At 32.7% G+C, this 15,067-nt stretch carries 14 protein-coding genes; 8 read left to right on the top strand and 6 right to left on the bottom strand.

Annotation, left to right across the window (positions count from 1 at the left end):
• The first annotated feature begins 480 nt into the window (after positions 1-480).
• The 5 genes from JMO20_RS14775 to JMO20_RS14755 are packed head-to-tail and all read left to right on the top strand — an operon-like array spanning position 481 to position 4,392.
• Positions 481-1,458: an RnfABCDGE type electron transport complex subunit D gene (locus JMO20_RS14775; RefSeq protein WP_424141331.1), complete on the top strand. Its 978-nt coding sequence runs from the start codon at positions 481-483 to the stop codon at positions 1,456-1,458.
• Positions 1,455-2,075, top strand: coding sequence for an RnfABCDGE type electron transport complex subunit G (locus tag JMO20_RS14770; RefSeq protein ID WP_202710463.1), 621 nt, complete (start codon positions 1,455-1,457; stop codon positions 2,073-2,075). Before JMO20_RS14775 ends, JMO20_RS14770 begins: the two co-directional genes overlap by 4 nt.
• Positions 2,062-2,694 carry an NADH:ubiquinone reductase (Na(+)-transporting) subunit D gene (locus JMO20_RS14765; RefSeq protein ID WP_202710462.1) on the top strand — a complete coding sequence of 211 codons (633 nt, stop codon included), beginning with the start codon at positions 2,062-2,064 and terminating at the stop codon, positions 2,692-2,694. The genes JMO20_RS14770 and JMO20_RS14765 overlap by 14 nt, the downstream gene beginning before the upstream one ends.
• Positions 2,694-3,281, top strand: coding sequence for an NADH:ubiquinone reductase (Na(+)-transporting) subunit E (locus JMO20_RS14760; RefSeq protein ID WP_202710461.1), 588 nt, complete (start codon positions 2,694-2,696; stop codon positions 3,279-3,281). The genes JMO20_RS14765 and JMO20_RS14760 overlap by 1 nt, the downstream gene beginning before the upstream one ends.
• Positions 3,282-3,291: 10 nt before the next feature.
• Positions 3,292-4,392 (top strand): NADH:ubiquinone reductase (Na(+)-transporting) subunit F, encoded by a 1,101-nt coding sequence (locus tag JMO20_RS14755; RefSeq protein ID WP_202710460.1) that lies wholly within the window; start codon positions 3,292-3,294, stop codon positions 4,390-4,392.
• Positions 4,393-4,512: 120 nt separating this feature from the next.
• On the opposite strand, the gene JMO20_RS14750 is transcribed toward JMO20_RS14755, so the two are convergent.
• The 4 genes from JMO20_RS14750 to JMO20_RS14735 all read right to left on the bottom strand — a co-directional run bounded on the left by JMO20_RS14750 (position 4,513) and on the right by JMO20_RS14735 (position 8,731).
• Entirely contained in the window at positions 4,513-5,034 is a 522-nt protein-coding gene (locus JMO20_RS14750) for a peroxiredoxin (RefSeq protein WP_207753520.1), read from the bottom strand.
• 228 nt (positions 5,035-5,262) lie between these two features.
• On the bottom strand, positions 5,263-6,438 hold the full coding sequence (iadA, locus tag JMO20_RS14745) for a beta-aspartyl-peptidase (protein ID WP_202710459.1): 1,176 nt from the start codon (positions 6,436-6,438) through the stop codon (positions 5,263-5,265).
• Between the two features lie 376 nt (positions 6,439-6,814).
• Positions 6,815-7,966 carry a TMEM165/GDT1 family protein gene (locus JMO20_RS14740; protein WP_202710458.1) on the bottom strand — a complete coding sequence of 384 codons (1,152 nt, stop codon included), beginning with the start codon at positions 7,964-7,966 and terminating at the stop codon, positions 6,815-6,817.
• 114 nt (positions 7,967-8,080) lie between these two features.
• A complete protein-coding gene (locus JMO20_RS14735; RefSeq protein ID WP_202710457.1) occupies positions 8,081-8,731 on the bottom strand; it encodes a TetR/AcrR family transcriptional regulator in 651 nt (216 codons plus the stop codon).
• A gap of 303 nt (positions 8,732-9,034) precedes the next feature.
• Between JMO20_RS14735 and JMO20_RS14730 the strand changes: the two genes are divergently transcribed.
• Genes JMO20_RS14730 through JMO20_RS14720 form a run of 3 tightly spaced genes read left to right on the top strand, consistent with a single transcriptional unit; the run spans position 9,035 to position 13,228 of the window.
• Entirely contained in the window at positions 9,035-10,360 is a 1,326-nt protein-coding gene (locus tag JMO20_RS14730; RefSeq protein ID WP_202710456.1) for a glycine/sarcosine/betaine reductase component B subunit, read from the top strand.
• 12 nt (positions 10,361-10,372) lie between these two features.
• Positions 10,373-11,686 (top strand): betaine reductase selenoprotein B, encoded by a 1,314-nt coding sequence (grdH, locus tag JMO20_RS14725; protein WP_202710455.1) that lies wholly within the window; start codon positions 10,373-10,375, stop codon positions 11,684-11,686.
• Positions 11,687-11,728: 42 nt separating this feature from the next.
• Positions 11,729-13,228: a glycine betaine uptake BCCT transporter gene (locus JMO20_RS14720; protein WP_202710454.1), complete on the top strand. Its 1,500-nt coding sequence runs from the start codon at positions 11,729-11,731 to the stop codon at positions 13,226-13,228.
• Positions 13,229-13,358: 130 nt separating this feature from the next.
• On the opposite strand, the gene speB is transcribed toward JMO20_RS14720, so the two are convergent.
• Together speB and speE are read right to left on the bottom strand one after the other, a co-directional pair.
• Positions 13,359-14,219: an agmatinase gene (gene speB, locus JMO20_RS14715; protein ID WP_202710453.1), complete on the bottom strand. Its 861-nt coding sequence runs from the start codon at positions 14,217-14,219 to the stop codon at positions 13,359-13,361.
• The gene (gene speE / locus JMO20_RS14710; protein ID WP_202710452.1) at positions 14,206-15,060 is read right to left on the bottom strand and encodes a polyamine aminopropyltransferase; all 855 of its coding nucleotides are present in this window, start codon (positions 15,058-15,060) and stop codon (positions 14,206-14,208) included. The genes speB and speE overlap by 14 nt, the downstream gene beginning before the upstream one ends.
• Positions 15,061-15,067: the final 7 nt, after the last annotated feature.

Here is a 15,067-nt window from a genome sequence, read left to right as displayed (position 1 = left end):
ACTCCACCTGAAGAGAAGTCTTCTCTCCCACTTATAGAAGTGGGAGTCTTATCAAAAGATAAACACTAATATTGCTAATTCTATGCTTTCACTTAATCCTCAACTTCAGCTTTATTATATTCTATAATTCTAACTCAATAATGGTATAATATTCATCTTTTTAAGTTCCTATTATCCCCACAAAGCTGTTGTTAAGATACTAAATCAAGTAATTGCTTACTATGAAACTTTCTAGATAATAGTTTTTGTTTGTATTTATACCTACAATTCTATTATATACCATGATATCGATAGATACAATTGGAATACATTTAAAAATTGTACCTATTAGACCCATTTGATTTGCCAATATTCCTATCCAATTGAGGATTATATTTGTTTTTAAATTAAATTTTAAAATTTTTCCTTAAATTTGTTTTTATATTAATATTTTGGGAATATATTTAGAAAATAGGTATATTTCTTTATTAATACTTGGGGGTGACAACTTTGGAATTGAATTTTAAAAATCTATTTAAAAAGCAAATGATGATGCGAAAAGTTATTTATTCTTTAGCGCCATTAATTTTAGCTTCAGTTTACTTTTTTGGATGGCGCTCTTTAATTTTACTTGCAGTAGTTACTATCTTTGGCTCTTTAACAGAATGGATATTTGAAAAAAGAGATAATAAACCTATATCTGAAGCAGTTATAGTAACCTGTATCTTATATACCTTAACCTTACCTGCTAGAACTCCTTATTGGATAGCAGTTGTTGGTATTATTTTTGGAATTGTTTTTGGTAAAGAAGTGTTTGGAGGATTCGGAAAAAATGTTTTTAATCCTGCTCTCGTAGCAAGAGCCTTTGTGTATGTATCTTTCCCTACTGAATTGACTACGCAATGGGCAAGTGCATCTACCTCTTTCCCTGGTGGCTTTGCTAAATATATTACCAGTAGTATAGATGTCCTTTCAAGCTCGACTCCTATGTTAATTTATAGAGGAACAGGTACATTAACACCTTATCTTAATCTACTATGGGGTAATATAGCTGGTTCTTTAGGTGAAACCTGTGCTATTTTAATTATTATTGCAGCAATATATCTAATTTATACAAAAACTGCTGCTTGGCAAACCATTGCAGGAGTTGCTGTTGGCTTTATTTCCCTAAGTTTTATTTTAAATATTATGGGAGTTACTGAAGTTCCTAATCCACTATTCGGTATATTATCAGGTGGTTTTTTATTTGGAACTGTATTTATGGCTACAGACCCTATCTCATCACCTAAAACAAAGGAAGGAAAATGGATTTATGGTATTTTAATTGGTTTAATAACAGTGGTTATTAGAGGCTATGCTCTATTTGCTGGCGGAATAATGTTTGCAATCCTAATTGGAAATACTTTTGCACCTATAATAGATGAGGGCGTTAAATCATTTAAAAAGTATAGAAAACAATCGAAGAAGGTGACAGCATGAAAAAATCTATCGGCTATCCAGTATTTTTTATGGTAATAGTAACTGTAGTATTTTCTTCTATCTTAGCCTTCCTTAATTATTCAACAGCAGATAGGATTGACTTTAATCAAAATAATAAAATAAGACGGAAATTACTTTATGCTTTTAATATTCAAACGGAAAATGAAGACCCTCAGGCTATTGAAGATAAGTACAATGAAAATATTACTGAGAAAAAAATAAATAATAAAACAATTTATACAGCCGAGGAGAATGGCAATATAATTGGATACGCTTTCCCTATAGAAGGATCAGCTCTTTGGGGTACTGTTAAAGGCTTTGCTGCTATATCAAAGGATTTCAAGACTTTATTAGGAATTGATTTCGTATCCCATAGTGAGACTCCAGGTCTAGGTGGAAGAATTGATGAAAGCTGGTTCAAAGAACAGTTTCGAGGCATAAATTTAGAATCTTCCCAAGAAGGAAAATACATAATATATAACCCTAAACCTGGTGGAAATGTGGATGCCATATCTGGTGCAACTCTTACATCAGATTCTGTTAGAGAATTCTTAAATGTAGATATTGAAGACTTTTTATCTTTTGCAAAGGAGGTTAATCTAGATGGACAATACTAAGGTTAGAAAAATATTTACCCTTGGGGTATGGGGAGATAATCCTATATTTAGACAAATACTAGGTATTTGCTCGGCATTAGCCGTAACTAATCTTATGCTTAATTCTCTTGTAATGGGACTAGGATTGATCTTTGTTACATCTTTCTCTGAGTTAACTGTTTCTCTTATAAGAAAGTTTACACCCAAGCATATAAGAATGATGGTTCAGGTTCTAATTATATCTTCTTTTGTTATTATTGTGGATATTTTCTTAAAGGCCTATTATCCTGAGATGAGCGAAGCATTAGGTCCGTATGTTGGACTCATTATTACTAATTGTATTATCATGGGAAGATGCGAATCATATGCGCAAAACAACCCACCTATTTATGCCTTCTTAGATGGTGTAGCCTCGGGAACAGGATATGCAATAATATTATTAATTATAGCTTTCTTTAGAGAGTTATTGGGATTTGGAAGTATATTTGGAATTCAAGTGCTAGGTGCTTGGTGGACAAATTGGATAGTAATGATTATGGCACCTGGAGCATTCTTTATGCTAGGTATAGTGATTTGGGTTGCTAGATCTTTATCCCCAGAAGATGAAGAAAGCAATAAACAGGAGGTGGCTAAAGCCTAATGGAAATAAATCCAGTTGTTATTTTATTTGCAGCCATTTTTACTAATAATATAATTTTAACCAATTTTTTAGGTATGTGTTCTTTTATAGCAGTATCAAGTGAAATAAAAACTTCTCTTGGTTTAGGTCAGGCAGTTACTTTTGTTCTAACTTTTACAACTGTGCTAAACTATGTTATTTATCACCATGTATTAGAGCCACTGGGATTAGAATCATTTAGATTTATAGTCTTTATTATTACAATAGCAGCTTTTGTTCAGCTTGTGGAAATGATTGTTGAAAGATATTTACCTAATTTGTACTATGCTTTGGGAATATTTCTTCCCCTTATTACAGTAAACTGTGCTATCTTAGGGGTTTCCTTATTCATGGTAATTAGAGAATATAATATGCTTCAATCCTTATTATTTGGGTTTGGTTCAGGTGTAGGCTGGACTCTAGCTATTGTTGCTATGGCAGGCATTAGAAAAAGACTAAAGTATGCTAAAGTTCCAAAAGGATTGGAAGGTCCCGGAATCACAATAATTGTTACTGGTTTAATGGCATTAGCTTTTATAGGATTTTCCGGTATAGTTCAAATACAATAGGAGTGATAGAATGGGTACTATATTAATTACAGTAGGTACAATTTCATCAATTACTGGTATATTAGCTTTTCTATTATCTTTAGCTAATCGTACTATAGCAAATTATGGTGAAGTTAATATTACAATAAATGATGATAAAGAGTATGTTGTTGACGGCGGAGACACATTATTATCATCTCTTATAGAAAATAAAATTTTTATCCCTTCAGCCTGTGGAGGTAAAGGGAGCTGTGGATACTGCAAAGTCAAGGTAATAGAAGGTGGAGGTCCTGTATTACCAACGGAGCTAGGCTATCTAACTGATGATGATGTGAAAAATAATGTACGACTATCTTGTCAATGTAAGGTTAAAGAAAATATAAAAATAGAAATTCCAGAAGAATTATTTAGTGTTAAAGAATATGATGCAAATGTTGATTATATAAAGGATGTAACGCCTACTATTAAGCATCTAAGATTTAAACTTCCTGATGATGAAGAAATCAATTTTAAACCAGGTCAATATATACAACTTAAAGCTCCAAAATACAAGGGAAATAGCGAAGAGGTTTACCGTGCATATTCAATAGCATCTTCCCCCTTTGACACTAAACATATAGAGCTTATAATTGGATATGTTCCTAACGGTATATGTACTACTTATGTACATCAATTTTTAAATGAAAAGGATAATGTAGTTTTCAATGGACCCTATGGTGATTTCTACTATCATGATAATGATAGAGAAATGGTTATGGTAGGTGTTGGTACAGGTATGGCTCCAATCTTAGCAATATTAAATTACATGAAAGCTGAGAATATAAATAGAAAGGCAACCTTCTACTTTGGAGCTAGACATTTAGAGGATTTATTCTTTATGGATGAACTTGAAAACCTTCAACAAGAGTTACCAAACTTTAGATTTATCCCTTGCTTATCTAGAGCTACTGAAGAAGATGGCTGGGATGGAGAACAGGGTAGAGTTACTGATTCATTGAAAAAATATTTAGAAAATGGCGGCAATAAAGAAGCTTACTTATGTGGAAGTCCTAGGATGATTGACTCAGTAGTAGATATCCTTACGAATAAAGGAATTCCCAAAGATTTAATTTACTATGATAAGTTTGAATAGTTTTAATAAATAAAATTCAAAATTAAAATAACCAGTGGATTTTCCACTGGTTATTTCACTATATGTTTACTTATGAATTTATACCTTTTATATGGAACTATAAAAATCAACTTCTATATTCTATAGTAGTTCTTTTCCTTCATCCCAATCTACAGGGCATAAACCACCAGTTTTTAAAGCTTTAAGTACACGTAATGTTTCATCAACACTTCTTCCTACATTTAAGTCATGAACTACAGAGTATCTAACAGTTCCCTCTGGATCTATAATAAATAGCCCTCTCAGAGCTATCCCTTCTTCTTCTACTAATACTCCATAATCTCTTGCAACTGTTTTAGTCATATCAGATGCTAATGGGAAGTTAAGCTTTCCTAATTCTCCATTTATCCAAGCCTTATGTGAATGCTCGCTATCGGCACTTACTCCTAATATTTCAGCACCTTCTTTTTTAAATTCCTCATATCTTTTACTATATCCTGTGATTTCTGTAGGGCATACAAAAGTAAAGTCTAACGGATAAAAAAACATTACTAACCATTTACCTTTATAATCGTCTAATTTCGCTTCACTAAAATCTTCACCATTTCCTAATACAGTTTTCATATTAAAATTTGGTGCTTTCTTTCCAACAAATCTTTCCATAATATCTCCTCCTTATAATTGTTTATCATAGTGCTTTTATCTATCTGCATTCTCCCCATACTGGAACAATGCAACTAAAGTACCATATATAATTTTATATAACAAACTCGTAAATGAGATTTATTATCATTATTATATATTCCCCAGTCCTAGTTTATTAAACACTAAATTTATAAGAAATTAGAGAATTTTATATTTATTATTTATACATTAATTTCATCTATCTAATTACTCTTCAAATGTACCTTTTACTAGCGTTTCTCCATTATCTATCATTACTTTTCCTCTAGCTATAACCGTTTTTATATTTAAGCTCTCTTTATCTATAAGAACTATATCTGCATCATAGTCTTCATCAATATATCCTTTACCATCTAGTTTAAGAATATTTGCCGGATTAACAGTAATTACTTTTAATGCATCTTGTATTGGAATATTCTCATCTAAAATAGCATCTCTAACCTCTTTATATAACGAAGTTACCTTACCTATACCTAGTTTAATAAACTTTCCTTTATCATCAAACTTTGGAAGACTTCCTTGTCCATCGGAACTAAAAGTTATATTATTTATGTTAACATTATTGTCTAAAAGTTCTCTCAGTGCTCTACTACATTTTGTTATATCATCATCAGAAAATTGCTTAGTTGTACTGGTTGTTAAATCTAGAAAACCACCCTTTTGTCCATATCTTATAGCAGCTTCTAATAATTCCTCATTTCTAGCAACATGGGTAGGTAGAAACTGTGTAATTGGTATCTCGGTGTTCTCAACTATCTCTTCTAAATAATCAAATCTTCTTTCTCCAGAGCCCATATGTATATTAATAATGCCACCCTTGCCAGATAAAATGCCACCAACTCTAGCCTCTGCTGCTAGCTTTGCTATATCTGCAACAGTTGGTTGTGAAGACCTATGATCCGATATGGCTATTTCTCCTACTCCAATGATTTTATCTATTAATATAATGTCATCTTGTATACTTCCAGTAACGGTTCTAACTGGAACTTGATATGATCCAGTATGTACCCAACAGCTTATTCCCTCTTCTTCCAATCCTCTGGCTTTCGCCAGTAAATTTGACATTGTTCTTGTAGTCCCATCGGTTCCAAGAACTCCAATAATAGTTGTTACTCCCCCTTTGGTTATATCAGTTAATTGGATTTCTGGGGTTCTAGTTTTATAACTTCCTTCTCCGCCTCCTCCGACTATATGGACATGAGAATCAATAAATCCTGGTACTACTAATTGATTTTCAGCATCTATTACTTCTATGTCTACAAAATCGTTAGGAACATCTATGTTTTCCTTTATATATCCTATTCTATCTCCTACTATAAGGATGTCTTTTCTACCAAGATAATCTGGAGAATAAATCTCTCCATTTTTTATTAACTTAATCATGATACAACCCCCTTCTATTTATATTTTATAGCTTTCTTATACTCATTCAGTGAACCCTATTATTATAATTATAACACTGTCCTATTATTTAAGGGAATTATATATTACAAACAAAATATATTCTTGAGTAACCCTTAATATGTAATCCTCTTATTTTAAAAATTAGTATGACTATTTTAAAAAAACCTACATCAATTGGATGCAGGTTCTAACTATAACATTAATTTTTAATATAGTGTTTGCTTAGCAAAATAAAATTTATAATTATTTTTTATTTTCATGTTATAACTTTTCTATAAGTGGGTATAATATTAATAATTCCCAATCAAAAGACCCCTTTATATGATATTTTTGAGAGTAGTCCTTCCCCCAAAGCCTACTCTCTTTTTTCTTTCCTTTCTTTTCTATTTTCCATAATTTTAGCTTCTATTTTTTTAGCCAACTTTTTATCCTTCTTCTTCATATTTTTTATGTACTCATTAAGAGTTATCGCTAAAGGTAATGTTTCGCCAATAGCTATCTTCTCAAGTGCTTCTCTGGCTCTATTAACTACATAATTTTCATCTTGAAAATTCCCTATACTAGTCATATGGTCAACTAATAAACTAAGAGCATGAACTATTCTATCTTCATCAAATGCTTTAGCATCATTCTTAGTTGGTAATTTTGCCCAATCTGGCGAGAGTATATATTCTTCATTCTCAGCTAACTCCAATGCATCCCTGGCAAAACCAATTAAACATTGCTTGCCTTCACAATGACCACATTTCTCTTCCCCAAGACAGATTTCATCTACAGCTTTCTTCATATGATGCGCTTGAATATACAATGTTGAAGCAACTTCTTTTAATGCTGTTTTTTGCTTTGATTTTCTCATCTCCAATATTGGCTTTCCTAATATAAAAATAAAAGTTCCTAAAACTAATACATATATAATGACAGTTATTATATTTATATAGTTTGAAGGAACAGTACTTACTAACTTAACAGTTCCAAAGAAAATAAAGACTGCTGAAGAAATTGTTTTTATAGCTACTTCAGGTATTTTCTCTCCAACCTTTCTACCTATAAATATTCCTATACCACTAGTTACAAGCATTCCAAGTACAGTTCCCATTAAGATAAATGCTGGAAAATCAGCACTAGTAGCTAATGTCATAGCAGTCAATTGAGTCTTATCACCTAATTCTCCAATAAAAAAAGCCAGTGCTACAGTAAATACTGGTCCAAATTTATTCTGTGAAGCATTTTCTTCATCTTCATCCTCTTCAGCTCTTAAGGCCCAAAGTCCAAAACCAACAAATGCTATGCCTGCTATTATTTGAACGGTATTCATGGGAATTGCATTTGCTAAATAGGATCCCAAGATAATCGCCAAACCATGATTCAACAATGCCCCTAAAAATACCCCTGCTAATACTTTAGTCGTAGAATATTGCGTGGCAAATGTCATAGCTAATATTTGAGTTTTATCTCCCATCTCAGCTACAAAAATAAAGAAAAAAGCACTTATCAATTCATTAAACATTTATTTTCTCCTTTGTTTCAAATTTCTTAAACAAATATACATCTCTCTCCAATGGCTAAACAATTTATAAGTTTCATAGAATTCATGAACTAATTATAATATTCTTATTCTATATTATTTTACTCTATAGGCTTTTAAGGTTTGATCAATATATTTTAAAATTCTTTTTCTTGCTTCTGCTGAATCGATTTTTTTATTTATTACCTTTAAAAGAATTCCTTGATAAAGTAGTAATGTCATCTCATTAACTTCTTCCATATCTTCTTCTTTTACATACCCTTCATTAACACATATCTCTAGAGAAGTTTTACCCCTATCATATATATTATGTTTTAAAAGCATTGTAGATATGTTTTCACCGTGAGTCCCTAATTCTTCTGGAAATATTTTATAGTACTCTGTTACATAATCCTCTAGAGAATTATTTAGCCTAGCAAAAAATATAGCATAATATACTTCTGGTTTCTTAAATGAGTAGTTACAGAAACATTCCCAAATTAATTTGTATTTTTCTATCCCACTTTTTGCACCTTTAATGTACTCTTCTAAATTGTATGCATACTCTTTAATGAATCCCATAGCTGCAAAAAATACTAAGTGGTCTATATTTTCAAAATAATTATATAAAGTAGCGCTATTATACCCTGCTATGTTAGCCACCTTTCTTATAGTAATGGCTTCAATACCCTCATTTTCTAAGATTTTTGCTGCAGCATCAATAAATATAGACATCATTCTTTTTCTCTGAATTTCTTTTTTTTCCATCTTTTCACCAACTTCTACATATTATTATTTTCGCCTATGTCCTTTATGCTAGAGTTTAGTACTCTTCATTCTTATTATGATATCATAATCCCTTTTTTAAAACAATTTATTTGAAGTATATTTACAAAATTTGTATTCATAAATGCAATTAATCATTGAATACTATAGATAATTTTTATAAAAATCTGAATAGTATAAATTTATCGTATAATCACGATTGTTTTGTAATCATGATTATGTTACAATATTGTTAAATACGTAACATTTCAATTTAATAATTTATAATAAGAAAGGAGTGTTAATATGCGCTTAGAGCTAGGTAATTTTCACGTAAAAGATATTGTCTTTGGTGAATTTACTTCCTTTAAAGATGGGGTTCTTACAATTAATAAGGAAGAAGCTTTATCTATAGTTAAAGAAGATGAAGATATCACTGAAGCAGACCTATTAATTGTAAAGCCTGGTGATGAAGTTCGTTTAGTTCCTGTTAAAGAAGCTATTGAACCAAGATGTAGAGTGTCAGGAGGTCCAGTTTTCCCTGGAGTAACTGGAGAGTTACTACAAGTAGGTAATGGTAGAACTCACGCCCTAAAAGAATGTAGTGTTTTAGTAGTTGGAAAACATTGGGGTGGATTTCAAGATGGTTTAATAGATATGAGTGGAGAAGGTGCTAAATATACTTACTATTCTCAGCTCAAGAACATTGTATTAGTTGCAGACACTAACGAAGAATTTGAAAAAAGAGAGCAACAGAAAAAGAATCGTGCTCTTAGATGGGCTGGTATGAGGCTGTCAGAATATATAGGTAGTTGTGTCAAAGATTTAGAGCCTGAAGAAATAGAAACCTTTGATTTGGATCCAGTTACAAAAAGGTCTACTGATATCAATAACTTACCATCAATGGTTCTTGTTCTTCAACCTCAATCTCAAATGGAGGAATCAGGTTATAATGATCTTAACTATGGATGGGACTGCAATCACATGGTTCCCACATTTATGCATCCTAATGAAGTTCTAGATGGTGCCATGATTTCTGGAAGCTTTATGCCTTGTTCTTCAAAATGGTCAACCTACGATTTTCAGAATTTTCCCACAATAAAGAGGTTGTATAAAGAGCATGGGAAAACGTTAAACTTCCTAGGTGTTATAATGTCAAACTTAAATGTAGCTCTCGAACAGAAAGAAAGATCTGCTCAATTTGTTGCACAATTAGCTAAATCTTTAGGAGCAGATGGAGCAATAGTTGCTGAAGAAGGCTACGGTAATCCAGATGCTGACTTTATTGCTTGTATTGTTGCTCTAGAAGATGCTGGTGTTAAGACCGTTGGACTCACTAATGAATGTACTGGAAGGGATGGAGCTTCTCAGCCTCTAGTTTCATTAGACGAAAAAGCTGATGCTATTGTATCCTGCGGTAATGTATCAGAACTTATCAAACTTCCACCAATGAAGACGGTTGTCGGCGAGCTTCAATCATTAGCTAGAGATGGATTATCAGGTGGATGGGAAGGCGATGAAAAGCTTGGTTCTTCTGTTAAAGAAGATGGCTCTATAATCATGGAAAATAATGCTATGTTCTGTGGAGATCAAGTGGTTGGATGGTCTACTAAGACAATGAAGGACTTTTAAGGAGGTGAAACTATGAAAAAGGCTATTTTGTATTTAAATCAATTTTTTGGTCAAATTGGTGGAGAAGATAAAGCTGATTTTGCCCCGGTGATAAAAGAAGGTTTAGTTGGCCCTGCAACTGAGTTGGATAAAAAGCTAAATAACGCTCAAGTAACTCACACGATAATATGTGGTGATAACTTTATGGGATCAAATCAAGATGAAGCCGTAGAAACTATTCTAGGATTTTTAGAAGATAAAGAATTTGATATTTTCTTTGCAGGACCTGCATTCCAGGCTGGTAGATACGGAAATGCATGTGGTGTTATTTGTAAAGCTGTAAAAGAAAAATTTGGAGTTCCAGTTATATCATCAATGCATATTGAGAACCCAGGAGTTGAGATGTTCAAAAAAGATGTTTATATCTTTAAAGGTGGTCATAGTGCAGCTAAAATGAGAAAAGATATAAAAACTATAGCTAAGTTTGGTGATAAGCTATTAAATAATGAAAATCTATTACCTGCTGAAGATGAGGGATACTTCCCAAGAGGAATAAGACATCAAGTTTGGTTAGATTCAAATACTCCTGCATCAGATAGAGTTGTAGATATGCTTATTAAAAAATTAAATGGGGAAACGTTTGAAACAGAACTTCCTATTCCTAAAGCTGATAGAGTTCCAATTGCTTCACCTATAAAAGATTTAAGTAAGGCAACTATTGCTTTAGTCAATACAGGAGGTATAGTTCCAGTAGATAATCCAGATAGAATTCAGTCAGCTTCAGCAACTAGATGGGGAAGATACGATATTTCTAGTATGGAGAGATTAAAAAGTGGCGAATTCAAAACTATACATGCTGGCTTTGACCCAGCTGCAGCAGACGCAGATCCTAATGTTATCTTACCTTTAGATGCTCTAAGAGTATATGAAAAAGAAGGAAAAATAGGTAAGGTTCATGAGTACTTCTATTCAACTGTTGGTACTGGTACCACTCAGGCAGAAGCTGCTAGAATGGGTAAAGAAATGTCTGAATACTTAAAAGAAGCTAATGTTGATGGAGTTATATTAGTTTCGACCTGAGGCACCTGTACACGTTGCGGAGCAACGATCGTAAAAGAAATAGAACGAGCAGGATTCCCGATAGTACAAATGGCCAACTTAATACCTGTTGCTAAAACAGTTGGCTCAAATAAAATTGTACCTACTATATCTATTCCTTATCCATTAGGAAATCCTGATACATCTAAAGAACAACAATGGAAATTACGTTATCACAGAGTTGGAGTAGCACTAGACGCATTAACTACAGATATAAAAGAACAAACAGTTTTCACAGTAAAAATATAATATAGACAGCTCTCACTTATATTAAAATAAGGAGGCAGCTTAATGAGAAAAAACCAAGTTTTTATTATATCACTTGTAGTTGTGGCCATAATAGTTGGTTGGGGATTAATATTTCCAAATAGCTTCGGAGGTGCTACAACCGATGCATTTGATTTTTTCGTTGGTAATTTTGGGTGGTTTTATTTAATCACAATGTCACTTTTCGTAATATTCTGTCTTTACTTGTTATTTAGTAAATATGGAAAAATAAGGTTAGGTCCAGATGATTCAAAACCTGAGTATAGTAATATCTCATGGTTTGCTATGCTATTTAGTGCAGGTATGGGTGTTGGCTTAGTTTTCTGGGGAGTTGCAGAGCCTCTCAACCACTTTGTCAATCCATTAGGTATGGATGGGGGAACGGTTGAAGCTGCTAACTTCGCTATTAAGAAATCCTTCCTACACTGGGGACTACATCCTTGGGCCAACTATACTATAATAGCTCTTCCACTGGCTTATATGCAGTTTAGAAAGAATAAGCCTGGTCTTATCAGCAGTATTTTCATACCTTTAATAGGTGAGGAAAGAGTTAAAGGTCCAATAGGAAAGATTATTGATATTTTGGCAATATTTGCAACAGTTGCAGGCGTAGCTACTTCTTTAGGTATGGCTACAATGCAAACAACAAGTGGACTTCATTTCTTATACGGACTACCTGAAACTAATTTAATAAGAATAGTAGTAATAACAGTTATAACTGTTCTGTTCATGATTTCAGCTATAACTGGATTAGATAAAGGAATTAAATTTCTATCTAATGTAAATGTTACATTATGCGGCGTTTTAATTGCATTAGGTTTAATTATAGGCCCTACTGTATTAATTATTAATGGACTTACTAGTGGTATAGGTGATTATTTAAGTTCAGTTGTAAAAGATAGCTTCCAGATTGACCCGTTTGGTGGTAGTACATGGTATGGTGGATGGACAATCTTCTATTGGGCATGGTGGATAGCTTGGGCTCCATTTGTTGGAACCTTCATTGCTCGTATCTCAAAAGGAAGAACTATAAGAGAATTTATTGGTGGTGTTCTTGTTGCCCCAACCTTAGGGTCTTTCGTATGGTTTGCTGTATTCGGTGGTATCGGTATAAATGAAGGGTTACAAAACTTTGGAATAGCTCAAGAAGCAATACAAACAACTGAGACTGCGTTATTTGTTATTATGGAACAGATACCTATGGGTTCTATAATATCAACAATTGCAGTGGTACTTCTTTGTACTTTCTTTGTCACATCTGCTGATTCTGCAACATTTGTTCTTGGTATGATGTCTGAAAACGGTAACTTAAATCCAGGTACTGTTCGTAAACTAACTTGGGGTGTTATCCAATCGGTATTAGCTGCTACACTTATGCTAACTGGTGGTCTTACAGCATTACAAACAGGTTCAATAGTTGCTGCATTCCCTTTTGCATTTGTAATGATATTCGCAATGTGGGCAATATTAAAGGCACTTAAGAGTGATGAAGCAGTTAAATCAAAAGCATTAGAAAACAATTAATAATTATACTTTTTCATTTATATAGTACTATTTATAATTTTTAAAATAGCTCTTAGATATATAGAAAAGCCCTCTATATATTTAAAGCCCTCACAATTTTGTGAGGGCTTGCTTTTTTATATTAATAAAACTATTTATTTACTACTATAGATAAAATCAATTCTCGTAAAACCTTACATGCTACAGCAGTAGATGCTCCACTTGCATCGTAATGAGGTGATAATTCGACTACATCAGCTCCTACTACATTTAATTCCTTGAACAGACTTATTATCTTTATCATATCACTGAAGAAAATCCCCCCAGGCTCTATAGTTCCTGTTCCTGGAAAAATAGATGGATCTAATATATCTAAATCAATAGTAATATATACTGGCTTATCCTTTAAATATTTAACCACTTCATTTAATCCATCACAATTAAATTTAGTTAAATTGGTGTGCTCTTTTGCCCACTCAAACTCTTTCTTTTCACCTGATCTAATACCAAATTGATATATTCTATTATCTCCTACAAACTCCCAAGCTCTTCTAATGACCGTTGCATGGGATAGTTTTTCTCCTAAATAATCCTCTCTTAAATCAGTATGAGCGTCAAAATGCAAAATGTATAAATCTTTATGCCTTTTATATACCGATTTAATGACTGGTAGGGTGACTAAATGCTCCCCTCCAATCATTATAGGTACTTTATTATCTTTCACTATATTATCAGTAAAATCTTCAATCATCTTTAAGACCTTTTCAGTATTTCCAAATGGAAATTCTAAATCTCCTGCATCGAAGGCTTTGTAATCCTCTAAATCTAAATCAAGATATGGACTATATGTTTCCAGGCCAAAAGATTCACTTCTCATTACTCCAGGAGCAAACCTAGTTCCTGGTCTAAAGGATGTTGTTCCATCATAGGGACACCCAAACACAACCACTTTTGATTCCTCATATTCATTATCAAGTCCTATAAAAGTGGATACATTTTTAGATAATACCATTTTCTATCATCTCTTTTACATAATTTGGTAAAGCAAAGGACCCTACATGTAAGTCAGTATTATAATATTTAGTTTTTAGACCTAAGCCATTCCATTTATCTGCATCTAAATCTTCTATTGGATGTAATCCCTTTGACGCAAATCCAAATAACCATAATCCAGAAGGATATGTAGGTATATGGTACTTATATGTCATAGCAATAGGGAATATCTTTTTAATTTTTTGATCTGCCCTAATCATTTCCTTAGCATCTCTTGCATAATACGGACTTTCTTTTTGATTAATTAGTATTCCATTCTCAGTTAATGCATCATAGCAATTTTGATAGAATTCAATAGAAAACAAACCTTCTCCCGGTCCTATTGGATCTGTTGAATCAACGATGATTAAATCATATTCACCCTTTTTATCTTCAACAAACTTAACTCCATCTTCAAAAAATAGATTTACTCTAGGATCATCTAATTTACCAGCAGTAAATGGTAAGTATTCCTTGGAGGCTCTAACCACTAACTCATCAATTTCAACCATATCCATTTTCTCAATAGAGTTGTATCTAGTTAACTCTCTTGCTGTTCCTCCATCACCGCCACCTATTACAAGTGCCTTTTTAATATTTGGATTAGTTGCCATTGCCACATGTACAATCATATCATGATAAACAAACTCATCTTTTTGTGTAACCATTACTAATCCATCAATAGTTAGTAATCTACCAAATTCATAGGTATCAAAAACATCTACCTTTTGAAATTCACTTTCCTCTGAAAAAAGTTGTTCCTTTACTTTCATCGATAATTTAGCATTTTCTGTATGCATCTCTGTATACCAAAGTTCCATTTCCAAA

Origin of the sequence: Sporosalibacterium faouarense (genome assembly GCF_016765695.1) — a bacterium.
Taxonomy (GTDB): domain Bacteria; phylum Bacillota; class Clostridia; order Tissierellales; family VENL01; genus Sporosalibacterium; species Sporosalibacterium faouarense.
The sequence above is the reverse complement of the archived record's forward strand: the minus strand, read 5'-3'. Positions and strand labels throughout refer to the sequence as shown.

Coding starts and splice junctions, on each gene's coding strand:
- JMO20_RS14730 (WP_202710456.1), top strand. CDS start 9,035: ATGCGCTTAGAGCTAGGTAATTTTCACGTAAAAGATATTGTCTTTGGT.
- JMO20_RS14740 (WP_202710458.1), bottom strand. CDS start 7,966: ATGTTTAATGAATTGATAAGTGCTTTTTTCTTTATTTTTGTAGCTGAG.
- speE (WP_202710452.1), bottom strand. CDS start 15,060: ATGGAACTTTGGTATACAGAGATGCATACAGAAAATGCTAAATTATCG.
- JMO20_RS14735 (WP_202710457.1), bottom strand. CDS start 8,731: ATGGAAAAAAAAGAAATTCAGAGAAAAAGAATGATGTCTATATTTATT.
- JMO20_RS14755 (WP_202710460.1), top strand. CDS start 3,292: ATGGGTACTATATTAATTACAGTAGGTACAATTTCATCAATTACTGGT.
- JMO20_RS14720 (WP_202710454.1), top strand. CDS start 11,729: ATGAGAAAAAACCAAGTTTTTATTATATCACTTGTAGTTGTGGCCATA.
- JMO20_RS14765 (WP_202710462.1), top strand. CDS start 2,062: ATGGACAATACTAAGGTTAGAAAAATATTTACCCTTGGGGTATGGGGA.
- JMO20_RS14750 (WP_207753520.1), bottom strand. CDS start 5,034: ATGGAAAGATTTGTTGGAAAGAAAGCACCAAATTTTAATATGAAAACT.
- JMO20_RS14770 (WP_202710463.1), top strand. CDS start 1,455: ATGAAAAAATCTATCGGCTATCCAGTATTTTTTATGGTAATAGTAACT.
- speB (WP_202710453.1), bottom strand. CDS start 14,219: ATGGTATTATCTAAAAATGTATCCACTTTTATAGGACTTGATAATGAA.
- JMO20_RS14760 (WP_202710461.1), top strand. CDS start 2,694: ATGGAAATAAATCCAGTTGTTATTTTATTTGCAGCCATTTTTACTAAT.
- iadA (WP_202710459.1), bottom strand. CDS start 6,438: ATGATTAAGTTAATAAAAAATGGAGAGATTTATTCTCCAGATTATCTT.